This is a genomic window from Spirosoma sordidisoli (assembly GCF_004138325.1).
GTDB lineage: Bacteria > Bacteroidota > Bacteroidia > Cytophagales > Spirosomataceae > Spirosoma > Spirosoma sordidisoli.
The window spans coordinates 873,136-892,763 of sequence record NZ_SBLB01000001.1; the positions used below are offsets into that span (position 1 = coordinate 873,136).

A 19,628-nucleotide genomic window follows, 5' to 3' on the forward strand; every position below is an offset into this window, starting at 1 on the left:
GTCGTTGCTTATAAGGTTAGGTTCAGCCCAAACTGAGCGGTTCTCGGGATGGGGGGCGTACCCAGGTCCTGCGCCTGGGTACTCTGGTTGGCCGTTACGTTTACCTCCGGATCGGGACCCTGATAGTTGCTCAGCAGCCACAGGTTCGATCCGTTATAGTACACCCGCGCCGAGCTGATACCCACCCGACGCAACAGCGATTTGGGCAGCGTATAGCCAACCACCAGACTGCTGAGCCGCACAAACGACCCGTCTTCGAGGAAGCGGCTGCTGGGGTTCAGGTTGTAGTTATTGCCCAGGGTGGTGATACGTGGCACATCAGTGATGTCGCCGGGTTTCTGCCAGCGGTTGAGCTGGTTTTTGTTGATGGCCCGACGGTCGTCGCGGGTGCCCCCCGACTCGTGGAAGAACCGGTTGTTGTTGTTGACCAGATTACCCGAGGTGAAGTTGAGAAACACCGACAGGTCAAAGCCCCGGTAGGTGACGGTGTTGTTCAGCCCCCCCACGAACCGCGGCAGGGCCGTTCCGACGTACTGCCGGTCGGCCGCCGTGATAGCCCCGTCTTTATTAAAATCGTCGTAGATCGCATCACCGGTTTCGGGATTCACACCCAGCTGCCTGTATACGAAGTAGGCATGGTAGGGGTAGCCCTGCACCAGCCGCTGTACGTTGTAGCTGGCGTCGACCGGAATCGATAGTTTCTCGATGCGGTTGCGGTTAGAGGAAATGTTGAAGCTCGTATTCCAGGTCAGATTTTTGGTCTGTATGTTGATGGTATTCAGCCCAAACTCCAGCCCGCGGTTGCTGATCTCGCCGTCGTTACGGAAGATGCTCGAAAAGCCGGTACTCTGGGCCAGCGGCACCTGAATCAACAGATCATAGGTGTACTTCTCGTAGGCGTTGATCTCCAGACCGATGCGGTTGTTGTACAGCCCGATGTTCAGCCCGGCGTTGATCTGGCGAGTCGTTTCCCATTTCAGATCTGGATTGGCCAGCTGCGTCGGGAACGAGCCGGGGTTGTCCTGGTAGTTGAACCCACCGCCCCACAGGCCCCGCGACGCAAAATCGTTGATGCCGTTCTGGTTACCGGTCCAGCCTATGCTGGCGCGCAGTTTGAGGTCGCTGATAGCGCCTACATCCTGCAGGAAACGCTCCTGCTTGATCTGCCAGGCCACCCCCGCCGATGGAAAATACCCCCAGCGATTATTGGCCCCGAACCGGCTCGATGCGTCGGCCCGCAGGCTGGCTTCGATGAAATACTTGCGCGCAAAGTTGTAGTCGACCCGCCCGAAGAACGACGTCAGCCGGTTCTGGCTCCGGTTCGACGACGAGGTAGTCACCGAGGCCGAGGCAATCTGTTTGAAGTCGTCGGAGGGGAAGTTGGTACCCTGCGCCAGCGTCTGCTTGGTCACGTTCCCCTGCACGCTGTTTCCGAGCAGGGCGCCAAACGAGTGCTGACTGCCGAACGTTTTGCGGTATTGCAGGGTCTGTTCGTTAATCCAGACGGTGTTCTGGCTGATGCTCGATGTGGCCAGCCCTTTGTTGGCAATGCCCCGGTTGGTCAGGGTGTTCCAGTATTCGTATTCGTCATAGAGGTTATAATCGAGGCTCCAGCTGCTACGAAGTTTCAGGCCGGGCAGGATGTCGTACTCCCCGTAGAGGTTACCGATGTAGCGCGTACTGACCGATTGCATATCGGTGTTGTTGATCAGCACATCGAGGTTGTCGAAGCCCGCCCATTTGGCGTAGGTGCCGTCGGTATTGAACTTAGGCAGGTAGGTGGGCGTATGCAGAGCCGCCTGCAGGATACCGCCCTGGGGCCCGTCGCCGACGCGGGCGTTGGTCCGGTTCGACTGCGAGAAGATGTTGCTGGTTCCGATCCGGATCCGGTCGGTCAGCTCATGGTCGAGGTTGAGTTTGAAGCTGGCCCGCGCAAAGTCGTTGGTGCGCAGGGTAGCCTGCTGGCTGGTATACCCGCCACCCAGGTAAAAGCGGGTTTGCTGATTGCCGCCCGACACGTTGAGGTCGTAGTTCTGAAGGGCGCCTGTCCGGAAAATATCGCCCAGCCGGTCGTAGGTCTGCTGTTCTTCGGGCAGGCCCCGCCCGCCTTCGGCAACGGGCCGGAAAGGGCGGGTGGCAACCGGCTTACCGTCGTTTACCCAGGCTTCGTTGATGATGGTAGCGTGCTCGGGTCCGGTCACCAGATCCCAGAGTTTGGGCGCCCAGGCCTGCCCCACCGAGGTGTTCAGCGACACTTTGGTTTTCGCGTTGTATGAACCCCGCTTGGTTGTGATCACCACCACCCCGTTGGCGGCCCGCGCGCCGTAAATAGCCGTGGCTTCGGCATCTTTCAAAATCGAAATAGACTCGATATCGGCGGGGTTGATGTCAGCCAGCGGGTTGTTAGCCTGCCCCTGGGTCGTAATCTTCTGGAGGCTGTTGTTATTGATGAATACGCCGTCGACCACATAGAGTGGGTCGTTGCTGGCGTTGATGGAGGTGCTGCCCCGAATCCGGAAATACAGCCCGTCGCCCGGTACGCCCGTGTTGGCCGACACCTGTACCCCCGCCACACGCCCCTGTAGCTGCTGCTCGAAACTGGCAACGGGGCGGGTTTTTATCTCGTCGGCGTTGATCTGGGTTACGGCACCGATCAGGTTTTTACGTTCCTGAGTGCCGTAACCCACTACGACTACTTCGCCCAGTTGGGCAGGAGCCTCCTGTAGCGTAACGTCAAGCCGGGTGGAGCCGCCCACGTCAGGGACGCGCACTTCTGTGGTTTTGTAGCCGATGGCCGAGATGACCAGCACCTGGCCGGCTCCCGCCTGGATGGAGTAGCGCCCCGTCCCATCGGTGCTGGCGCCTTTGTTCTGTCCCTTCAGCACGACGTTCGCACCGGGGAGCGGTTCCTGGTTGTCGGAACGCACGGTTCCGGAGATAGTAGCCGTTTGTGCCAGCAAACGACTACCAAGTAGCAGATAGACTACTACCAGTCCAATAAATTTTTGCATTATTGTAGTGGTTACGTGAAAATGAGGTCTGCCAGGACCTTGTTGTGTACCGACCGGGACGGTTGCCGCCGTTCCGGTTTTTTTATACCCCCACCCTGGTTGCCGCCAGTTGGGTGCCTGCCTTCGCCATCAATCGACAGCGGGGCCTCCGCTTGCTACCCTTTTGGTATCGACTCGCCCAGGTCCGGTCTGGCGCGGGCGGGTGGACGCTGTTTATTCGTTTTTGTCATCGTGTGTGTATATGAGAGTTGGGAGACTGAGCCTGACTGAACGTAAGTAGCGGAGGTTGCCTTATTAGTCCTGAAACCGTTTGGCAAAACGGTGGTAGAAGGGCGTCTTACTGGCTGCGTGCTTGGGCAGATAATCGCCGGTAATGATAGGGATGTACATGACCCGCCGACGGCTGGCAGCGCCCATATGGGGCGACTGCTCGACCCGGTGCCACAAGCTGCCGTTATGAATCGTCAGGTCACCGGCTTCAATGTCGAACCCAACTTCGCGCGGGTCGGGCCGGTGATCGACAAACTGTCGTTTCCGGAACAGCGTCAACAACGTATTCTGCCGGTGCGTACCGGGCAGCACGCGCAGGCCCCCGTTCTGCTGCGGGCAGTCGTCCAGGTGTAACCCTACGTTCAGCATCGGCCGGATACGGTGGCCCAGAAACAGATCGCGTGGGCTGTCGGTATGCCAGCCCATGCGCGAAAAATTGCTTTGGGGAGTTCTGACATAGTGATTTACGACCAGACCGTCTTTTTCTTCGGGGCTGATACGGCCTTCGTAAGGAGCCAGGAGCTGGGTTAACTCCTGTAACCGCGCGTCGGTCAAAAACTGTTGCAGTACTGGACTAAAGGCCGACGTAAACGCAAAGCGCTGCACAATGCGCCGTCCGTTTTCATCGTGTCCGAACTTGATAGGTGTTCCATTGACTTTGTCTACTTTTTCGGCAAACCAAAGCGATTCGATGCGCTGGATCTCGTACAGAAATGTCTGGATAGTGGCTCGGTCTACGAAATGCTTCAGCTGGATAAAGCCGTTTTGATGAAAGAAATTGGTTTGTTCAGCCGTCAGTACGGGGGCGTTTTGAACAGGTATGTCGTTAGCAGGTGTTGGCATTGGATACTCTCGGTTAAGCTGCCTTCGGAAACAGGCGAACGTAATACGTATAAACCAGGCAACCCGCGCAGAATCCGGCTACGGATTCGAGGGTTGCGAAAACGGCCAGCACAGCAGCCGGAATCAGGGTCGGAATCCCCAGCAGCTGGAGAATCGAGATAAGCAGGCCGAAAGCCAGACCAATCCGGGCGGCAAACCGCTTGGGTGCCTGGTCGGTTCCTTTATACGGCAAGCGCCCCAGCTTAACCAGTTGGTCGGCCAGGTTGCCCAGGGGACTGTATCTGCCCCGGTCGAAGCCGCGCAGGCCAAAGTCAGCCGCCAGCAGCAACGGCAGCGCCAGCCAGCCCGTAATCAGATAAAGCGCCGTTACCTGCAGGACAAGGCCCGCTACCAGCCGGACTTTCGTTTCGTTGATTTGCACGCCATCGGTCGGGCAGATCAGGTCATTGGTGAGTGCCATATTCGTTATGGTTTCAGTGCACAGCCCCGGCAAGCTACCTGGGCACTGGGCTGCCTACGTATGTTAATGGTCGCCGTAGCGCTTCTCTCCCGCCGGGATGGCTATTGCCAGTTTGTTCTGCTTTGGTGGCAGCGGACAGGTGGCGTAGGGAGTGAATGCACAGGGAGGATTGATACTTTTATTAAAATCGAGGGTTGTCAGTCCGTCGGCACCGGGCATATCGGCGTACAGAAAACGGCCCGATCCGTAGGTGTCATGGCTGTTGGTTTCGTCGCCGAAGAGCAGAAAGAGCCTGCCGCCTTCCCCCACCGCATCGAGCCGATGCGTTTTGCCCTCGAGCTCAAACACCAGCGTACCGATCAGTGGCTGCTGGTTGGTCTGCCCCGTAATATCCAGAATAGGAATGGTTCGTGGTTTGTCGGGGCGCTCGACCCGGGCCTTAACCCGATACGCTTCGTTGACCGGAAAGCGCTCGATGCCCGTAAACTCTTTCAGAAACGGACTCTCCAGATCGCGAAGCCGAATGGCGTAACGGTTTCCCCGTTTGATCACGAACCAGCGCAGCGAGCCATGGCTCAGCACAACCGGTTTCGTCTGGCTGGCGGCAAAAATTGTCTTTGTCGCCAGTACGGGCTGCCCGTCGACCTGCACCACCTGGCCCGGTGCGGCCTCAAAGGTAACCTCGCCCCCGGTTAGGCGGAACGTACCGAGCTGATCGGGCGCTTTACCACCCGGAAACATCAGGTCGTTGCCCGGATCGGCACCGACGGCGTTGACTCCTTCTTTCAACCAGTACAGACCCGCCAGGTTCAGCCAGCCGTTTTCGCTCCGGAGCGACTCGAGCCGCTGCTGGTGCCACTCTTCGATCTGCTCCCGGTAGGTGGGTTCTTTAGCCAGCCGAAACCCCGACGCGATCACCACCGCCAGCAGCCAGAGCAGCATGAACCAGCGGGCATAGGGATTCAGCGGTTCATTGATCGATTCATTCCTTGTCATGATCTGTCTCATTACAATACAGTGTCGATTCGTACGATTCCTTTTACCGACTGCAACTGCTGATCGATGCGCCCGGTCGAGCAGGCCATCGGCAATCGCAGGGCCAGTTCGCCAACGGCGCGGATTCCATCGGCTTCGAAGTGTACACTCACCAGCTGGCAGGTCTCCGTCTGCGGTACGGCCTGAAGCACGTCGCTCACAAAACACGGCCGGTCAAAACCAACGATCCGATAGTTGATTTCCTGCCATCCTGGGTTCTTCGCTGATGCTGCCATGGTTCGTTCAGTTAAGCAAACTGGACCTGCTGACGGGGATACGGCAGTGCCTCTACCGCGTCGACAACCGCTTTCCGGTTAAACGGTCCGTTGAAATCCTCGTCCAGGAAGTGATAAGACACCCGCCGGTCAGCGCCCACCACGTACAAGGCTGGCGTGAACACTTCTTCCGAAATGCCCGACACCCGATCCCAGATTGGATTCTCTTCCGAATAGACGCCGAACGTACGCGCTACCGAGAAATCGGCGTCGTAGACAACGGTAAAGTCGATGGGTCCGATCTGACGCGCCAGGGAGGGCGACGACTCATTTGAGAAAACGACCAGATCGGCACCAGCGGCCCGCAGCTCACCGGCCAGCGCCACCAGCGCATCGAGGTACGGCCGCGCGTAGGCTCCCCAGCAGGGGCAGTAGAAACTGATCACCAGCGGCCGCTGCTCAACGAGTTCGAGCACCGAGGTAGTCTGGCCAGCCGCCGAGCGGTTTGACGTAACGGCCTGCCAGCCCTGCAGCGCGCCCCCCACGCTGAAGAAAGGAACGGTATCGCCGGTTTGTAAGGGCCGCACATAACTGATTCGTGGCGAGAAACGCTCTTTCACCGTTAGCGGACGGATTTCACCGTGTTCATTCACAAATTCAAGTGTCATCGTACTGGTTGTTTAGGTGATTATTTGATGCCGTAGATAAGTTGATAATAATGCCGTTTCACCGTGGCGAAATAGGCCCAGAGCGACAGTGAGCCGATGTAGGCCAATACGATAAGCAGTTTGTAGCCCGACAGCGCGTACAGCGTCATCCATAACACCCCCACCCGGGCTATTTCCAGGTAAAGCACCCACTGCCGCTGTTCCAGGACCGCCCCCATGTTCACGACCGTCAGGAGGATGAAGCCCGCTGCCAGCCACTGGTATACGGCCGGGATGTGCTGTTCATACAAGAGCAGCCCGAAGAGCAGCGCCAGCGTCAGCACCATCTGCCCGACCACGTAGCCCCGGAAGCGGTAAGTACTGGCCGTCGAGGTGCGGGACCGGGTTGGGGCATCGGCCCAAAGAAAGCGGTCTTCGAGCCGATCGCGCCAAATCGGATCAACCGCGTCGGGCCGGCCGAACAGCAGCCGCAGTTTAGCCCGAAAGCCGGGCGTCTGCCGAACCGACACCAACAGCTCCAGCAGGAAATGAAAATGCTGCCACAGAAAACTATGGCTGTTGAGCGGTTTGGTCAGGCCGTATACCGGCTCTTCGTCTTCTTCAGCGAACGTACCAAAGAGCTTATCCCAGATGATGAGCACATCGCCGTAGTTTTTGTCGAGATAGGCCGGATTGCTGGCGTGGTGGACGCGGTGGTGCGAGGGAGTTACGAGCACGTATTCCAGCCAGCCCAGTTTGCCGATAGTACGCGTATGAATGAAGAATGGGTACAGCCCATGCAGCAACAGCAGACTCGTGATCATCTCGGCCGGGAAGCCTACGATGGGCAGCACCGACCAGAACCCGGTTCGCAGGATGGCCTGAAAAATGGTGATCCGGGCCGACACGGTATAGTTGAACTCATCGCTCTGGTGATGTACGATATGAGCGGCCCAGAACAGGTTGATCTCGTGCGCCAGCCGGTGATACCAGTACCAGACAAAATCCGTAGCCAGAAAAAGAACAATCCAGGTCCAGATGCCTGGTTGTACATCGAACAGGGCGTAGTGCCGATGCAACGAATCGTAAACGAAATAAAAGGCCCCAACGGTAAAACTATCCAGCAGCCGCTCAATGATCCCCACGTTGAGATTGGCCACCGAGCTGCTGAACGTAAAGTAATCTTTACGCTGCCAGCGGCTCACGAGGTACTCCAGCCCCATGAGCAGGAGAAAAAACGGAACCGCAAATGCTAGCCAATTGATTTCCATAACAAAACCTGACAATCGTTTCGGGCTTTATCAGCCTGGTTGACTCTTTCCTTTTGTACTTATATCCTATAGATATTATAGGATAATATAGTTTACGTTGATGCCAGGTTGTAGCTGGCTTGGTAGCAACCGGCCTGAATCGGGTATCCGACGAGACGGGTTGCAGAAAATGGGTTAGTTAGGGTAACGTGAGGAAGACCTGTTCAACAACAGCACATTCGCATACACAGCAGAGCCGGGAGCGGGTTCTGTGCGTGAGGTAAACCGGTATATAAAGCAACTGGAGCTTTCATAACAGGAGCGTGCCGCTAAGGATCTTGTAGATTGGTAGGCAAAGGTGAAATACCAATTTTAAAAATCCAAGCAATACGCTAAAAATTTGATAGACAAGTTGTTATGAAATAGTCTATCGGTTTTAGGGAGTAATAAATTTCCTATTCGCTACCTCGTAGCGCCGACCCGTTGTAGACGCCTGATTTTCATCAGGCTAGGTAATTGCCGATGCCCACAATAACCGACGACAGCACGACCGTCAGTATGCCCAGCTTGATGGTTCGCAGGGTCGACTGATTGGCTCCGCGCCACTCGTGCAGGTATAAGCCCCACAAACTGCTGAAGGCGATGATGAACGCCATATGGAGTGTCCAGCCCGAAAAGCGGTACTCGCCCATCTGGCTGTCGCCCATGCCGTAGAAGAAGAACTGGAAGTACCAGGTAACCCCGGCCATGGCGCAAAAAAGGATATTCCGCAGAATGGGAGCCGACAGGTTGGTGTAGTCAGAAAAGGTTTGGTTTCGCCAGTTGAGGTAGATCGTCCAGACAGCGTTGGTCGTCAGGCCACCGAGCAGAATAATCACCAGGGCTGCGTTGTTCATGTAGAGCGGATCGGCTCCGTAGCGGACGGCCCGTTCGGCAATGGACTGCCCGGCCGTTAAACCGAATGAGAAACAGGCGCTCATCACGCCGGAAAATACCGCAACCAGAAAGCCTTTGCGCAGATCGAACTCGGCAATGGCCGCTTTCTTCTCGGCTTCGGGCTGCGATTTTTCTTTCATCATCCCCGCTACACCACAAATGCTGATCCCGACTACGCATACCGCCAGCCCCAGCACGATTACCTGGCCGGAGGTGGTGTTGATCAGACCGGCAAACTGCCCTCCCCAGATCGGTGGCACGAGCGTACCGAACACGGCACAGAGGCCCAGCACCACCGCCATACCGAGCGAGAGCCCCAGGTAGCGCATGGCGAGGCCGAAGGTTAGTCCGCCGAATCCCCAGAGTACGCCCCAGAAATAGGTCCAGAACAGCGTTTCAGAATCGGTCTCCTGCAATACCTGCAACAGGTTCGGTACGGTGAGCAGCCCCAGCACCCAGGGCGCAATCAGCCAGGAGAACAGCCCGCCCACGAGCCAGTAGCTTTCCCAGGCCCACCCCTGTACGCGCTTGTATGGTAGATAAAAACTCCCCGAAGCAAACCCGCCGAGTGCGTGCAGAACAACTCCCCAAATAACCGCCATAGTGCCAGTGACTGATAATAGATGATCAGCAAAAGAAAGACGCAGGCCATACCGAACTTACCTACACACTCCTACCAAATAGCAGTTTTCGGCCAAAAAATTGATTTATGTCGAGCAGCGCATCGCCGATACTACACCGCTCCGCTCACGGACGCGCCCGGCCAGCAGCGTTTGAGCGCTATCAGGTTTGTTGGGATAGGCTGCGGGTTCCAGTGCGGATGAATAGCCAGGGCAGCCCCCAGCGCGGTAGCCTGCGCCACCGATGCGGCCCATACTTCAACCCGTGGAAACGCTTCGGCCAGCAACCCCATGTAGATCGGGTTGTGGCTGAACCCGCCATCGACAAAAAGTCGGCGAACGGGCGGTCGATTGCCCGGCCGCTGATGCAGCACCAGTTCGGTCGAGATCAGCTGCTGGGCCACGATGTCGAGCATGAGCTGATGATACGCCAGCTCATAGGTGGGGAATAGCGTCAGATCCCGGTCGGCAAAGGTGATGGGATTCATCGACACCTGCGGCCGGGTGCCGGATCGGGGTTGGCGGGTGGGCAACGGGTCGGCCTGCAACTGCCGGATCAGGTCCGGATCGTACGCGACCCGCCTGTAGATGTCGGTCGCTACGCCGAAGTGAGCGGCTAGTCGGCGTACCTGCTGCTCGTGTTCGTGGCCGGCAAACAGGCGCGACGCTTTTACGGGTTTTCCCTGGTAAGTCAGGTAGCACAGACAGTCATATTGCAATTCTTCGGCCGTGAGCGGATCGGTGTTGAACGGGTTCAGGCTGATACACCAGGTGCCGGTCGAGATCAACACAAACGGTTCGTCAAAACTGGCCAGGTACGGAATCAGAGCCGCCGACGAGTCGTGCAGGCCCGTGCCGACGTACAGCGCGGCATCGCCCCGGTTTACCCGACTCACCGTATCGGCCGTTACAATGGGGGCCTGCAGTTCATCCAGTTTTTCCTGAACGACCCAGCCATGGTAACGCTGCTGCCGGAAATCCCACAAGAGCGTATGACAGCCAAGGCTGGTCAGGTCGGCCCGGGGCTGGCCGGTAATCAGGTAGCTCAGGTACTGGGGCAGGTGAAGGGCGTAGCGAATCTGGGCATACAGGGTCGGCTTATCGTATTTGACCCGGTATAGCATCAGCCCCACGTTCAGGCTGCCGAGGGCTGGCGAGGCCGTCTGCACCGACAGCTCATCCGGGGGGCCATATCGCTCATAAAATTGCTTTTTTATTGGGTCGGGCAGCGATTTAAGGTAGTTATAAAGACAACCCACCGGTTTGCTGTCGGCTCCGATATACACATAACTGGCCCCGTAAGCCGAGAAGTTTACGGCCTGCACCTCAAACTGCGGTAAAGCCAGCACCTCCGCCAGCGCCGTTTCCAGCCAGCGACTCAGGTGGTCGAGGTCTTCGCAGGGGTCGCCGTCGTCGTCCGTTGCTTCGTCGAACCGCTCCGTCCGCTCCCAAACGACCGCATACTGCCGATCGAACAGGAACAGCTTCTTGTTCGTCTTCCCCACGTCGAAAATGGCAACAACCGGCGTCTTATTCATGGAGTGAATTAGTGATGGCGTGATTTGTGGCTGAGTGACGACTCTTCATAGGCGTTGCATTTACCGCTCAATCACTCAATCACCAATTCTCTTAGAGTCCCGTGGCTACGGTTTTGAGGCCGCGTTCGCGGATGAGCTGGGTCCGGGTGTCGAGACTGCGGTACAGGGTGAGCGGTTGCAGGGCCCCGCCCGCCCGGAGCCGGGCTTCGGCCACGATGGGGCGAACGTCGGTCCGGAAAGCGTCCTGCAGAATCTCCTGCGCCCGGACCACGTCGTTTGCTTCGCGCGCTTCTTCGAGCGCTGTCCGATCAACGAGCAGGGCCTGCGCATAGGCGATCTGGATGGCCTCTACGCTCTGGAGGAGATCTTCGAGCGGGTCTTTCACGTTATGACTGGCATCGATCATCCAGCCCAGATCGGTGGCGTGGTTCATGCCGCGAGCGTCCATCCCATCAACGAGTTCGTTGAAGATCAGAAAGAGCTGGTACGGTTTGATGCTCCCCGCCGTCAGGTCGTCGTCGCCGTATTTGGAGTCGTTGAAGTGGAAGCCACCCAGTTTCTCTTCCATGAGCAGCGTAGCCACGATCTGTTCGATGTTAGCGTTGGGCAGGTGATGGCCCAGGTCGACCAGGGTATAGGCCTGCGGGCCGAGTTTGCTGGCGTAGAGGAAGCTGCTGCCCCAGTCGCCAACGGTCATCGAATAAAAGTTGGGCTCGAAGGCTTTGTACTCGACAAACAGTTTCCAGTCCGAAGGCAGGGCTGCGTAGATGTCCTGAAGGCTCTCCAGCGTGCGCGAAAACGCCTTGCGGAAGTTCAGCTGGCCCGGAAAACACGACCCGTCCGACAACCAGACCGTCAGCGCCTTCGACCCCAGCGCCACACCGTGCCGGATCACCTCAATGTTATGCTCGATAGCCTGCCGGCGCACCGCCGGATCGACGTGTTGCAGCGACCCGAATTTATAGCTCAGCGCCTGATCTGGCTGGTCCTGAAACGTATTGGAGTTGACCGCATCGAAGCGCAGCCCGTAGTGGGCCGCCGTTTGGCGGGTGGCGTCGGCGTCCTGCGGAATGTCCCACGGTATGTGCAGCGAGATAGCCCCGCTGGCCCGGTTGAGCGCGTGCAGCAAACCAACATCGGCCATTTTCTCGTCGAGGGTACGGGGTTCGCCCCCACCCCCGAACCGCCCGAAGCGCGTGCCGCCCGTACCCAGCGCCCAGCTCGGAATAGCGATCTGAAAGTCGATCAGTTTCTGAATAATCCGCTCGGCGTCGGCTACGGCATCGGTCCAGTAGGCGAGTTTTCGGCGATGAGCGTCGAGCAGCCGCTGGTTGTGATCGGCGAGTTGAAACGATTCAAGGTTCATAGGGTTCAGGAGATTAATCCGTGATCGGTCTAGCGGACAAACGCCATGGCGACACCACCATCTACATTCAGCACGTTGCCGGTCGATTTGTTGAGCAGCCCGCCCACAAAGGCGAAACACGCATTGGCAATATCGTCGGGCAGGATGATTTCATTGAGCAGCGTCCGTTTGGCATAATAGGCGGGCAGCTCCTCGACCGGCACGCCATAGGCTTTGGCGCGTCCCTCGGCCCAGGCACCGGCCCATATTTTACTATCGGCAATGACGGCATCCGGATTGACCACGTTCACCCGAATATGGTCTTTACCCAGCTCGGCCGCGTTCAGCCGACTCAGGTGCAGCTGGGCCGCTTTAGCCGATCCGTAGCCGGCATTGTTAGGGCCAGACACCAGCGCATTTTTCGAGACTATGTTCAGCACGTCGCCCCCAATGCCCTGCTGGCGCATGATGTCGACCCCGGCCTGGGTAACCAGGAACTGCCCTTTTACGAGAATGTCGTACAGCAGGTCCCAGTCTTTCTCCGTATGTTCTTCGATGGGTTTGGAGATGGAGATACCGGCGCAGTTGACAACGATATCGACGCCCCCGAACGCCAGGCTGGCGGTATCGAAGGCATCACGGATAGTAGACGCCACCGTTACGTCCAGAAGGGCCCGGGCGTGGGTGTCGCGACCGTACTGGCTGCTGAACTCGGCGTCGGCACCGGCCAGCCGGTCGGCATCGTTATCGTTCAGCACCACGCAGGCTCCCTCGTCGGCAAAGCGTTTGGCAATCGCCTTCCCGATACCGCCCGCACTGCCCGTAATCAGCGCCACCCGGCCCGTCAGCGGTCTAGGCTTGGGCATCCGCTGCAGCTTGGCTTCTTCCAGCAGCCAGTATTCGATGTTGAAGGCTTCCTGCCGGGGCAGTGAGGTGTACGACGAGATGGCTTCTGCCCCCCGCATTACGTTGATGGCGTTGATGTAAAATTCAGCCGCCACCCGAGCCGTCTGTTTGTCTTTGGCGAAGGTGAACATACCCACCCCCGGTAGCAGAATCACCACCGGGTTCCGGTCACGAATGGCCGGACTGTCGGGATGTTTACAGGCTTCGTAATAGGCAGTATAATCGGCGCGGTACTGCTCGAACTGACCGGTCAGATAGGTACGTAGGTCATCGGCCGGGCGCTGCGACAATGATTCGACCGCTTCCAGCACCAGCGGCTTGATCTTGGTCCGCAGAAAATGGTCGGGGCAGCTGGTTCCCATCGGCGCCAGCCGGGCCAGATCGGTCGAGTTGATGAACGTCAGCACCCGCTCATCGTCGGTGAAGTGCCCCACCATGGGGCGTTCAGTCGAGCACAGCCCCCGCAGCAACGGAGCCAGCTGAGCCGCCTGCTGCTGACGCTGATCGGCAGGCAGTGACTCACGAATGGCCCCGCCAAAAGCGGGTCTGGTACTTTTTTCGTCCAGGTAGTTGGCACAGCGCTCGATGATCTCGAGCGTGTTGACATAACTGTCGTAAGCCGTGTCGCCCCAGGTAAACAGGCCATGTGACCCCAGCATGATGCCGCGCAGGTTCGGATTTTCGGCTACGCAGGCCGCCAGTTTCAGCCCCAGATCGAAGCCCGGACGCTGCCAGTCGACCCAGCCGATTTCCCCGTTGAACAGTTCCTGAGTAATGGCTCGACCGTCGGCCGCGGCCGCAATGGCAATGGCTGCGTCGGGGTGCAGGTGGTCGATGTGGTTGAAAGGCAGAAAAGCGTGCAGGGGCGTATCGATCGATGGCGCTTTCGACGCCAGGTCGTAGATACAGTGGTTGAACAGCTCAACCATCTCGTCTTCATGAGCCAGGCCGCGGTATATCGTTTTCAGGGCATGGAGCCGATGCATATACAGAGCCGCCAGCCCGCTTTTCTTCAGCGTGCCGATGTCGCCCCCCGACCCTTTCACCCACATCACCTCCGTCGACTGGCCGGTCAGCGGATCGGGGGCCATGGCTTTGCAGGATGTGTTCCCTCCGCCGTAGTTGGTCAGCCGCAGGTCGGCCCCCAGCAGGTTAGAGCGATAAATGAGCAGCGCCACTTCCCGGTCGGGCTGGGGTAACGCATCGAACTGAGCGGCCCTGGTCTCATCCCAGAGGTAACTGACGTGGCGAAATGTATTCGGGGTTGCAATCATGAGTTCAATAAGTTGGCCCGACAAAGTAGCTGGGTTCGGGCGGGGTCACTTTCCTATACATGCCTACCACCTGACAAAGCAGGCCGGGTTCTTTAGACAGCCTCAACGGAGGGCTTACTTCCCTATAGCGACTGACGAACAATAAGCTGAAACGGGTTCTCGACCTGACGGCAGCTGTTCTCCAGAATCAGCTGGGCGGCTGTTCGGCCCATCTGCGCAAAATCAGTAGACATTACGGTGATACCGTCCAGCAGGATTTCTTTCAGGGGCGTTTCGTTATACGAAAGAATACCGACCTCCTGCCCTACCGAATACGAGGTAGCCTTTATTTTCTTGATCAGCGTGACCAGATCATCTTCCATGATGTTGATATAGGCATTTCCACCCGTAATAACTTCGTTATCAATATCGTGTATGACGTGGGCCGTAAAGTCATGTTCGTAACAGAACCGGTAAAAACCGTTCAGGATGGCGCGCGGGTGGTAACTCTGGGCCGGAAACAGCAGGTTCAGCGTCGTGTATTTACGCAGCAGCGGCAAGGCTTCGGTCAGCGCCTGCATGAGGTCTTTCTCAAAATTCTGCACCACGGCGGCATACTGACCCGATATCCCTTCGATATGCTTATCGAGCACCAGCAGTTTATGCTTCGGTAACTGGTCGATAAGCAGCCGGGCCTGTTCGTCGCCGTTGAAAAAATGGCCGATGATGACATAATGCGTATGCCGGGCACCTTCTTTCTCGAGCAGGGCTTTGAAAAGCCGGAAGTCGTTGTTATAAATGTAAAAGTCGATGGTAACGTCGGGCCCGACGGTCTCCACGAACGAATCGTAGATAATCTTCTTGTGAGCGCTTAACTTATTGAACAGCAGGAATATTTTCAGATTACGACCCACCGGCGAGTGGTTGATGTAATAACCTTTCCCCTTTACGGCCACAATGATTTCCTGCTCTTTCAGCCGGTCGTAGGCCCGCTCAACGGTTCGCTTGGCCACGTTGAACTCGGCGCTGATTTCGTGAATCGACGGCAGCTTATCGCCCGGCCGACTGTCGCCATGCTCGATGCCTTCCACCACCGATTCATAGATCTGCTGGTATTTGGGGGTACTCGACTGGTCGTTGATCCGGATAAGCGATACGGTATTCATGGCGCTAAATTTACTCATTCCAACAAAAAGTTTGGTTTTTATAGGAATGAGTAGGTAAGTTGACCGGCAGCAGCCCTACACATTTGGTCCGACTGCTACCGATCTGTAAACGATTGACTTTACGTACTTATGAGACCTGCTGTATTGCTTATTGTGCTTAGTTTATGGCTTCATTCGCCCGTTCGGGCGCAACTCAGCCCCGTTGCTTTAACCTGCGAGCACCGCACCAATCCGCTGGGCCTCGACGAGGCAAAGCCCCGCCTGAGCTGGCAGCTGACCGGTAACGGACGCAACCTACGCCAAACCGCGTATCAAATCCAGACCTCGGACACGCCGACCTTCAAAAAACTGGGCTGGGACTCCGGCAAGATACCATCCGATGCCTCGGTACTCCTTCCCTACGAAGGTCCGGCCCTGCGCTCGGGCCAGCGGGTCTACTGGCGAGTACGCGCCTACGACCAGGCTGGGAAAACAGGTCCGTGGAGTTCGGCTGCCTACTGGGAAATGGGGCTGCTAGCCTCTACCGACTGGCGGGCTACCTGGATCGAGCCCAATGATACCGTTAAAACGGGTGCCCCGGCCATTATGCTCCGAAAGCCGTTTTCGATCACAAAAAAAGTAGCGTCGGCCCGCGCCTACGCTACCGCCCATGGCATGTACGAACTCCGGCTCAACGGCCAGCGCGTCAGCGATGAACTGCTGGCGCCGGGCTGGACGGTTTATCCCAAACGGCTTCAGTATCAGGTATACGACATAACCAGCCAACTCCGCACCGGCGCCAATGTGGTGGGAGCGCAGATTGGCGAAGGCTGGTATGCCGGCGTGATCGGGTTTACGAATAACGCGAAGTACTACGGCAACAGACTCGGCTTACTGGCTCAGCTGGTTATCCGGTATACCGATGGCACCACCGACGTGATCGGCACCGATGGCAGCTGGCAGTACAGCACCAACGGCCCCATCCGGCAGTCGGAACTGTACGACGGTGAAACCTACGACGCCCGCCTGAGCCGGGCAGGCTGGGATGCACCGGGAACAGGTTCGGGAGGGGCTGACTGGTCGGCGGTGCGCGTTGCCAGCTATCCGCTTACCAACCTGCGGGCTACCGTCAGCGAGCCCGTTCGGCGGCAGGAAGAGCTGAAACCCCAGCGTATTTTCCGGACACCATCGGGCACACTAGTGGCAGACTTTGGCCAGAACATGACCGGCTGGATTCGGTTGCGGGTGAGCGGCCCGGCGGGCACAACGGTACGCATCCGCCATGCCGAAGTGCTCGACAAGAAAGGAGAGTTTTACACCACTAACCTGCGCGAGGCCAAACAGGAACTGGCCTACACCCTCAGCGGCAGCGGCAACGAAGTCTACGAGCCTCATTTTACCTTTATGGGATTCCGGTACGTAGCCGTCGACGGATTCCCGGGCGAGCTGAAACCGGAGCACCTGACCGGCGTCGTGATCCATACCGACATGCCACTCACGGGCCGGTTCGAGTGCTCCAGTGCGCTGATCAATCAGCTGCAACGCAATATCGAATGGGGACAGAAAGGCAACTTCGTCGACGTACCGACGGACTGTCCGCAGCGCGACGAACGACTCGGCTGGACCGGCGATGCGCAGGCTTTCTGCCGCACGGCGGGATTCAACCGGGGGGTGGCGGCTCTGTTTACCCGCTGGCTGGCCGACGTGGCCGCCGATCAAAGTGCCGAAGGCGCCGTGCCGTTTGTGGTGCCCGACATCCTGAGCCGGGTCGATCCGAAGACGGGCAACCGCGAGGTAGCCACCTCGGCAGGCTGGGGCGACATCGCCACCATTGGCCCCTGGACCATGTACAACCTCTACGGCGACCGGCGGCTGCTCGAAACCCAGTACCCCAGCATGAAAGCGTATGTCGACTACATCCGGAAGAAAGCCGGGGTCGCCAACATCTGGAAGAGCGGCAGCGTCTTCGGCGACTGGCTGTTCTACAAACCACACATGTACAGTCATACCGAACCCGACGGCTATACCAATGGCGACATGATTGCCACCGCGTTCTATGCCTACTCGACCGATCTGCTCCGCAAGGCGGCTACGGTACTGGGCAAGACCGACGATGCCCGGCAGTATGGCGACCTGTTCGAGTCGATCAAAGCTACCTTTCAGCGGGAGTACGTCACGCCCTCGGGTCGTATCGCGTCAGACTCGCAAACGGCTTACGTGCTGGCGCTTAACTTCAACCTGCTGGCCGACGAGCTGCGGCCGCTGGCCACCCAGCACCTCGTCAACGACATCAAAAGCCGCAAAAATCACCTCTCGACCGGCTTCCTGGGTACGCCCTATCTCTGCCACGTTCTGTCGGACAATGGGTTTACCGATGTGGGCTACGATCTACTGCTGCAGGAAACCTATCCTTCCTGGCTGTATCCCGTTCGGATGGGGGCAACAACGATCTGGGAGCGCTGGGACGGCATCAAACCCGACAGCACCTTTCAGGATGAGGGCATGAACTCGTTCAACCACTACGCCTACGGTGCTATCGGCGACTGGATGTACCGCGTTGTGACGGGGATCGAACTTGGCCAGCCGGGTTATAAGCAAATCCGGATTCAGCCACAGCCAACCGACCGGCTGACCTTTGCCAAAGCGGCCATGAAGAGTTCTTACGGCGACATCGAGTCGGGCTGGGAGCGGAAAGACGGTCAGCTGGTGATTCGGATCAGGGTACCGGCCAACACGACAGCCCTGATCCGGCTACCCCGCGCCGAAGCCGCCACCGTTACCGAGAGTGGCAAACCGCTCGCCCAGGTTCCCGACTGCCGAAACGTCACGCCCGACAAAGGGTCGCTGGCGATGGAAGTCGGATCGGGTGAGTACACGTTCACCTATCCCGAGAAATAACCCATCCGGTGCTGTAGGTGTGGTATGTATAGCAACATTGATGCGTAACATCGTCAAGCGCCGTAGGTGCGGCATGGGTATGGATGTGCATCGACGCGGTTATGAACATGCCGCACCTACCGCGCCGGGCTGGCATGTGGAGCTGCCGGGCGCGGCTAATACAATGCCTTGACTGCGTAACTGCTGCTAATCGGCCCAGACCTTTGTTCCTTCGGTGCAATTGCGGCACATCTCGATGTCGGAACGGGACCGGAGCAGCGTTTGCCGGAAATCGTGGTAGGCCGGACCGTGCCAGAGATCGGCAAACGATTCGATTTGGAGATCACCCAGCCGGTGGTGCGCATCTTTATCGAAGCAACAGGGTACCACCAGCCCATCCCAGGTGATGACGCACGAATGCCACATCTTCCAGCAATGGTCGCCAAAGCCGTTTTTGATGCGGTACGTTCCGTCGGCCTGTGCCGCATACCGGCTGTACTGGTCCAGCGTCGGAATCAGGTCCGACCCATGTTCGTAGTCGTAGATCTGCGCGGTTTTGAGGCCCACCTCGTCGACGCCCAGTTCGCGGGCCAGCTTCTTCACCTCCGCAATCTGGTGCTCGTTGGGCTTCACAACCAGGAACTGGAATACGACATGGGGCGTGCGAGACTTCAGCTCTTTCTTCCAGCGCAGGATATTCTTCGTGCCTTCGAGTACCTTTTCCAGCCGGCCGCCCACCCGATACTGCTGGTATACCTCCTGGGTTGTACCATCGATGCTGATGATCAGCCGATCCAGGCCCGACTCCACCGTTTTACGGGCGTTCGCGTCGGTCAGGTAGTGAGCATTGGTACTCGTAGCCGTGTAGATTTTACGGTCGGTAGCGTACCGGACCAGCTCCAGAAACTGCGGATGCAGATACGGCTCGCCCTGAAAATAGAAGATCAGATACAACAGCGTTTCATGCAGCTCGTCGATCGTTCGTTTATAGAGGTCCTCGCCGAGCATACCCGTAGGCCGCGTGAAAGAACGGAGGCCGCTGGGGCATTCGGGGCAGCGCAGGTTGCAGGAGGTAGTTGGCTCAAACGACACCGACATAGGCAGTCCTCTGTGTACAGACTGCCCCGTTTGCCGCGATCGGTAATAACTCGACACCACCTTCAGCGCGTTCGCTACGCGTTTGGGCGTCAGTTTGGACGCAAAATTAAGGCCGTCGAGTACGTTGCGATTCATCAGGTAAAGGTACGTGCTGAACGGTTCTTAACCCACCATTCTCC

14 protein-coding genes are annotated in these 19,628 nt (G+C 57.9%); 1 reads left to right on the forward strand and 13 read right to left on the reverse strand.

What is annotated here, in order from left to right; genetic code table 11:
* Positions 1-8 precede the first annotated feature (8 nt).
* The 12 genes from EQG79_RS03840 to EQG79_RS03895 form a co-directional block, all read right to left on the reverse strand.
* Positions 9-3,011 (reverse strand): SusC/RagA family TonB-linked outer membrane protein, encoded by a 3,003-nt coding sequence (locus EQG79_RS03840; RefSeq protein ID WP_129600033.1) that lies wholly within the window; start codon positions 3,009-3,011, stop codon positions 9-11.
* 294 nt (positions 3,012-3,305) lie between these two features.
* Positions 3,306-4,124, reverse strand: a complete 819-nt coding sequence (locus tag EQG79_RS03845; RefSeq protein ID WP_077920366.1) for a phytanoyl-CoA dioxygenase family protein — start codon at positions 4,122-4,124, stop codon at positions 3,306-3,308.
* 13 nt (positions 4,125-4,137) lie between these two features.
* Complete coding sequence (locus tag EQG79_RS03850) at positions 4,138-4,584, reverse strand: DUF4395 domain-containing protein (RefSeq protein ID WP_077920518.1); 447 nt, start codon at positions 4,582-4,584, stop codon at positions 4,138-4,140.
* Positions 4,585-4,647: 63 nt separating this feature from the next.
* Positions 4,648-5,580: a DUF1684 domain-containing protein gene (locus tag EQG79_RS03855; RefSeq protein WP_129600035.1), complete on the reverse strand. Its 933-nt coding sequence runs from the start codon at positions 5,578-5,580 to the stop codon at positions 4,648-4,650.
* Between the two features lie 11 nt (positions 5,581-5,591).
* Positions 5,592-5,855, reverse strand: a complete 264-nt coding sequence (locus EQG79_RS03860; RefSeq protein ID WP_129600037.1) for a hypothetical protein — start codon at positions 5,853-5,855, stop codon at positions 5,592-5,594.
* A gap of 11 nt (positions 5,856-5,866) precedes the next feature.
* The gene (locus EQG79_RS03865; RefSeq protein ID WP_129600039.1) at positions 5,867-6,502 is read right to left on the reverse strand and encodes a redoxin domain-containing protein; all 636 of its coding nucleotides are present in this window, start codon (positions 6,500-6,502) and stop codon (positions 5,867-5,869) included.
* A 20-nt stretch (positions 6,503-6,522) separates the two neighbouring features.
* The gene (locus tag EQG79_RS03870) at positions 6,523-7,752 is read right to left on the reverse strand and encodes a sterol desaturase family protein (RefSeq protein ID WP_077920369.1); all 1,230 of its coding nucleotides are present in this window, start codon (positions 7,750-7,752) and stop codon (positions 6,523-6,525) included.
* Between the two features lie 482 nt (positions 7,753-8,234).
* Positions 8,235-9,269 carry an L-rhamnose/proton symporter RhaT gene (gene rhaT, locus EQG79_RS03875; RefSeq protein WP_129600041.1) on the reverse strand — a complete coding sequence of 345 codons (1,035 nt, stop codon included), beginning with the start codon at positions 9,267-9,269 and terminating at the stop codon, positions 8,235-8,237.
* Positions 9,270-9,400: 131 nt separating this feature from the next.
* A complete protein-coding gene (locus EQG79_RS03880) occupies positions 9,401-10,825 on the reverse strand; it encodes an FGGY-family carbohydrate kinase (RefSeq protein WP_077920371.1) in 1,425 nt (474 codons plus the stop codon).
* Between the two features lie 91 nt (positions 10,826-10,916).
* Positions 10,917-12,191 (reverse strand): sugar isomerase, encoded by a 1,275-nt coding sequence (locus EQG79_RS03885; protein WP_129600043.1) that lies wholly within the window; start codon positions 12,189-12,191, stop codon positions 10,917-10,919.
* 29 nt (positions 12,192-12,220) lie between these two features.
* Positions 12,221-14,350: a bifunctional aldolase/short-chain dehydrogenase gene (locus tag EQG79_RS03890; RefSeq protein ID WP_129600046.1), complete on the reverse strand. Its 2,130-nt coding sequence runs from the start codon at positions 14,348-14,350 to the stop codon at positions 12,221-12,223.
* Positions 14,351-14,472: 122 nt separating this feature from the next.
* Positions 14,473-15,513: a GntR family transcriptional regulator gene (locus EQG79_RS03895; protein WP_240699264.1), complete on the reverse strand. Its 1,041-nt coding sequence runs from the start codon at positions 15,511-15,513 to the stop codon at positions 14,473-14,475.
* 111 nt (positions 15,514-15,624) lie between these two features.
* On the opposite strand from EQG79_RS03895, the gene EQG79_RS03900 reads away from it, so the two are divergent.
* Positions 15,625-18,372, forward strand: coding sequence for a glycoside hydrolase family 78 protein (locus EQG79_RS03900; protein ID WP_129600049.1), 2,748 nt, complete (start codon positions 15,625-15,627; stop codon positions 18,370-18,372).
* Between the two features lie 186 nt (positions 18,373-18,558).
* Here EQG79_RS03900 and EQG79_RS03905 read toward each other — a convergent pair whose 3' ends face one another.
* The gene (locus EQG79_RS03905) at positions 18,559-19,584 is read right to left on the reverse strand and encodes an SPASM domain-containing protein (protein WP_129600052.1); all 1,026 of its coding nucleotides are present in this window, start codon (positions 19,582-19,584) and stop codon (positions 18,559-18,561) included.
* Positions 19,585-19,628: the final 44 nt, after the last annotated feature.

Bases quoted from the DNA above. Each gene is read 5' to 3' on its own strand.
- EQG79_RS03840 (WP_129600033.1), bottom strand. From the start codon at position 3,011: ATGCAAAAATTTATTGGACTGGTAGTAGTCTATCTGCTACTTGGTAGT.
- EQG79_RS03845 (WP_077920366.1), bottom strand. From the start codon at position 4,124: ATGCCAACACCTGCTAACGACATACCTGTTCAAAACGCCCCCGTACTG.
- EQG79_RS03850 (WP_077920518.1), bottom strand. From the start codon at position 4,584: ATGGCACTCACCAATGACCTGATCTGCCCGACCGATGGCGTGCAAATC.
- EQG79_RS03855 (WP_129600035.1), bottom strand. From the start codon at position 5,580: ATGACAAGGAATGAATCGATCAATGAACCGCTGAATCCCTATGCCCGC.
- EQG79_RS03860 (WP_129600037.1), bottom strand. From the start codon at position 5,855: ATGGCAGCATCAGCGAAGAACCCAGGATGGCAGGAAATCAACTATCGG.
- EQG79_RS03865 (WP_129600039.1), bottom strand. From the start codon at position 6,502: ATGACACTTGAATTTGTGAATGAACACGGTGAAATCCGTCCGCTAACG.
- EQG79_RS03870 (WP_077920369.1), bottom strand. From the start codon at position 7,752: ATGGAAATCAATTGGCTAGCATTTGCGGTTCCGTTTTTTCTCCTGCTC.
- rhaT (WP_129600041.1), bottom strand. From the start codon at position 9,269: ATGGCGGTTATTTGGGGAGTTGTTCTGCACGCACTCGGCGGGTTTGCT.
- EQG79_RS03880 (WP_077920371.1), bottom strand. From the start codon at position 10,825: ATGAATAAGACGCCGGTTGTTGCCATTTTCGACGTGGGGAAGACGAAC.
- EQG79_RS03885 (WP_129600043.1), bottom strand. From the start codon at position 12,191: ATGAACCTTGAATCGTTTCAACTCGCCGATCACAACCAGCGGCTGCTC.
- EQG79_RS03890 (WP_129600046.1), bottom strand. From the start codon at position 14,350: ATGATTGCAACCCCGAATACATTTCGCCACGTCAGTTACCTCTGGGAT.
- EQG79_RS03895 (WP_240699264.1), bottom strand. From the start codon at position 15,513: ATGAGTAAATTTAGCGCCATGAATACCGTATCGCTTATCCGGATCAAC.
- EQG79_RS03900 (WP_129600049.1), top strand. From the start codon at position 15,625: ATGAGACCTGCTGTATTGCTTATTGTGCTTAGTTTATGGCTTCATTCG.
- EQG79_RS03905 (WP_129600052.1), bottom strand. From the start codon at position 19,584: ATGAATCGCAACGTACTCGACGGCCTTAATTTTGCGTCCAAACTGACG.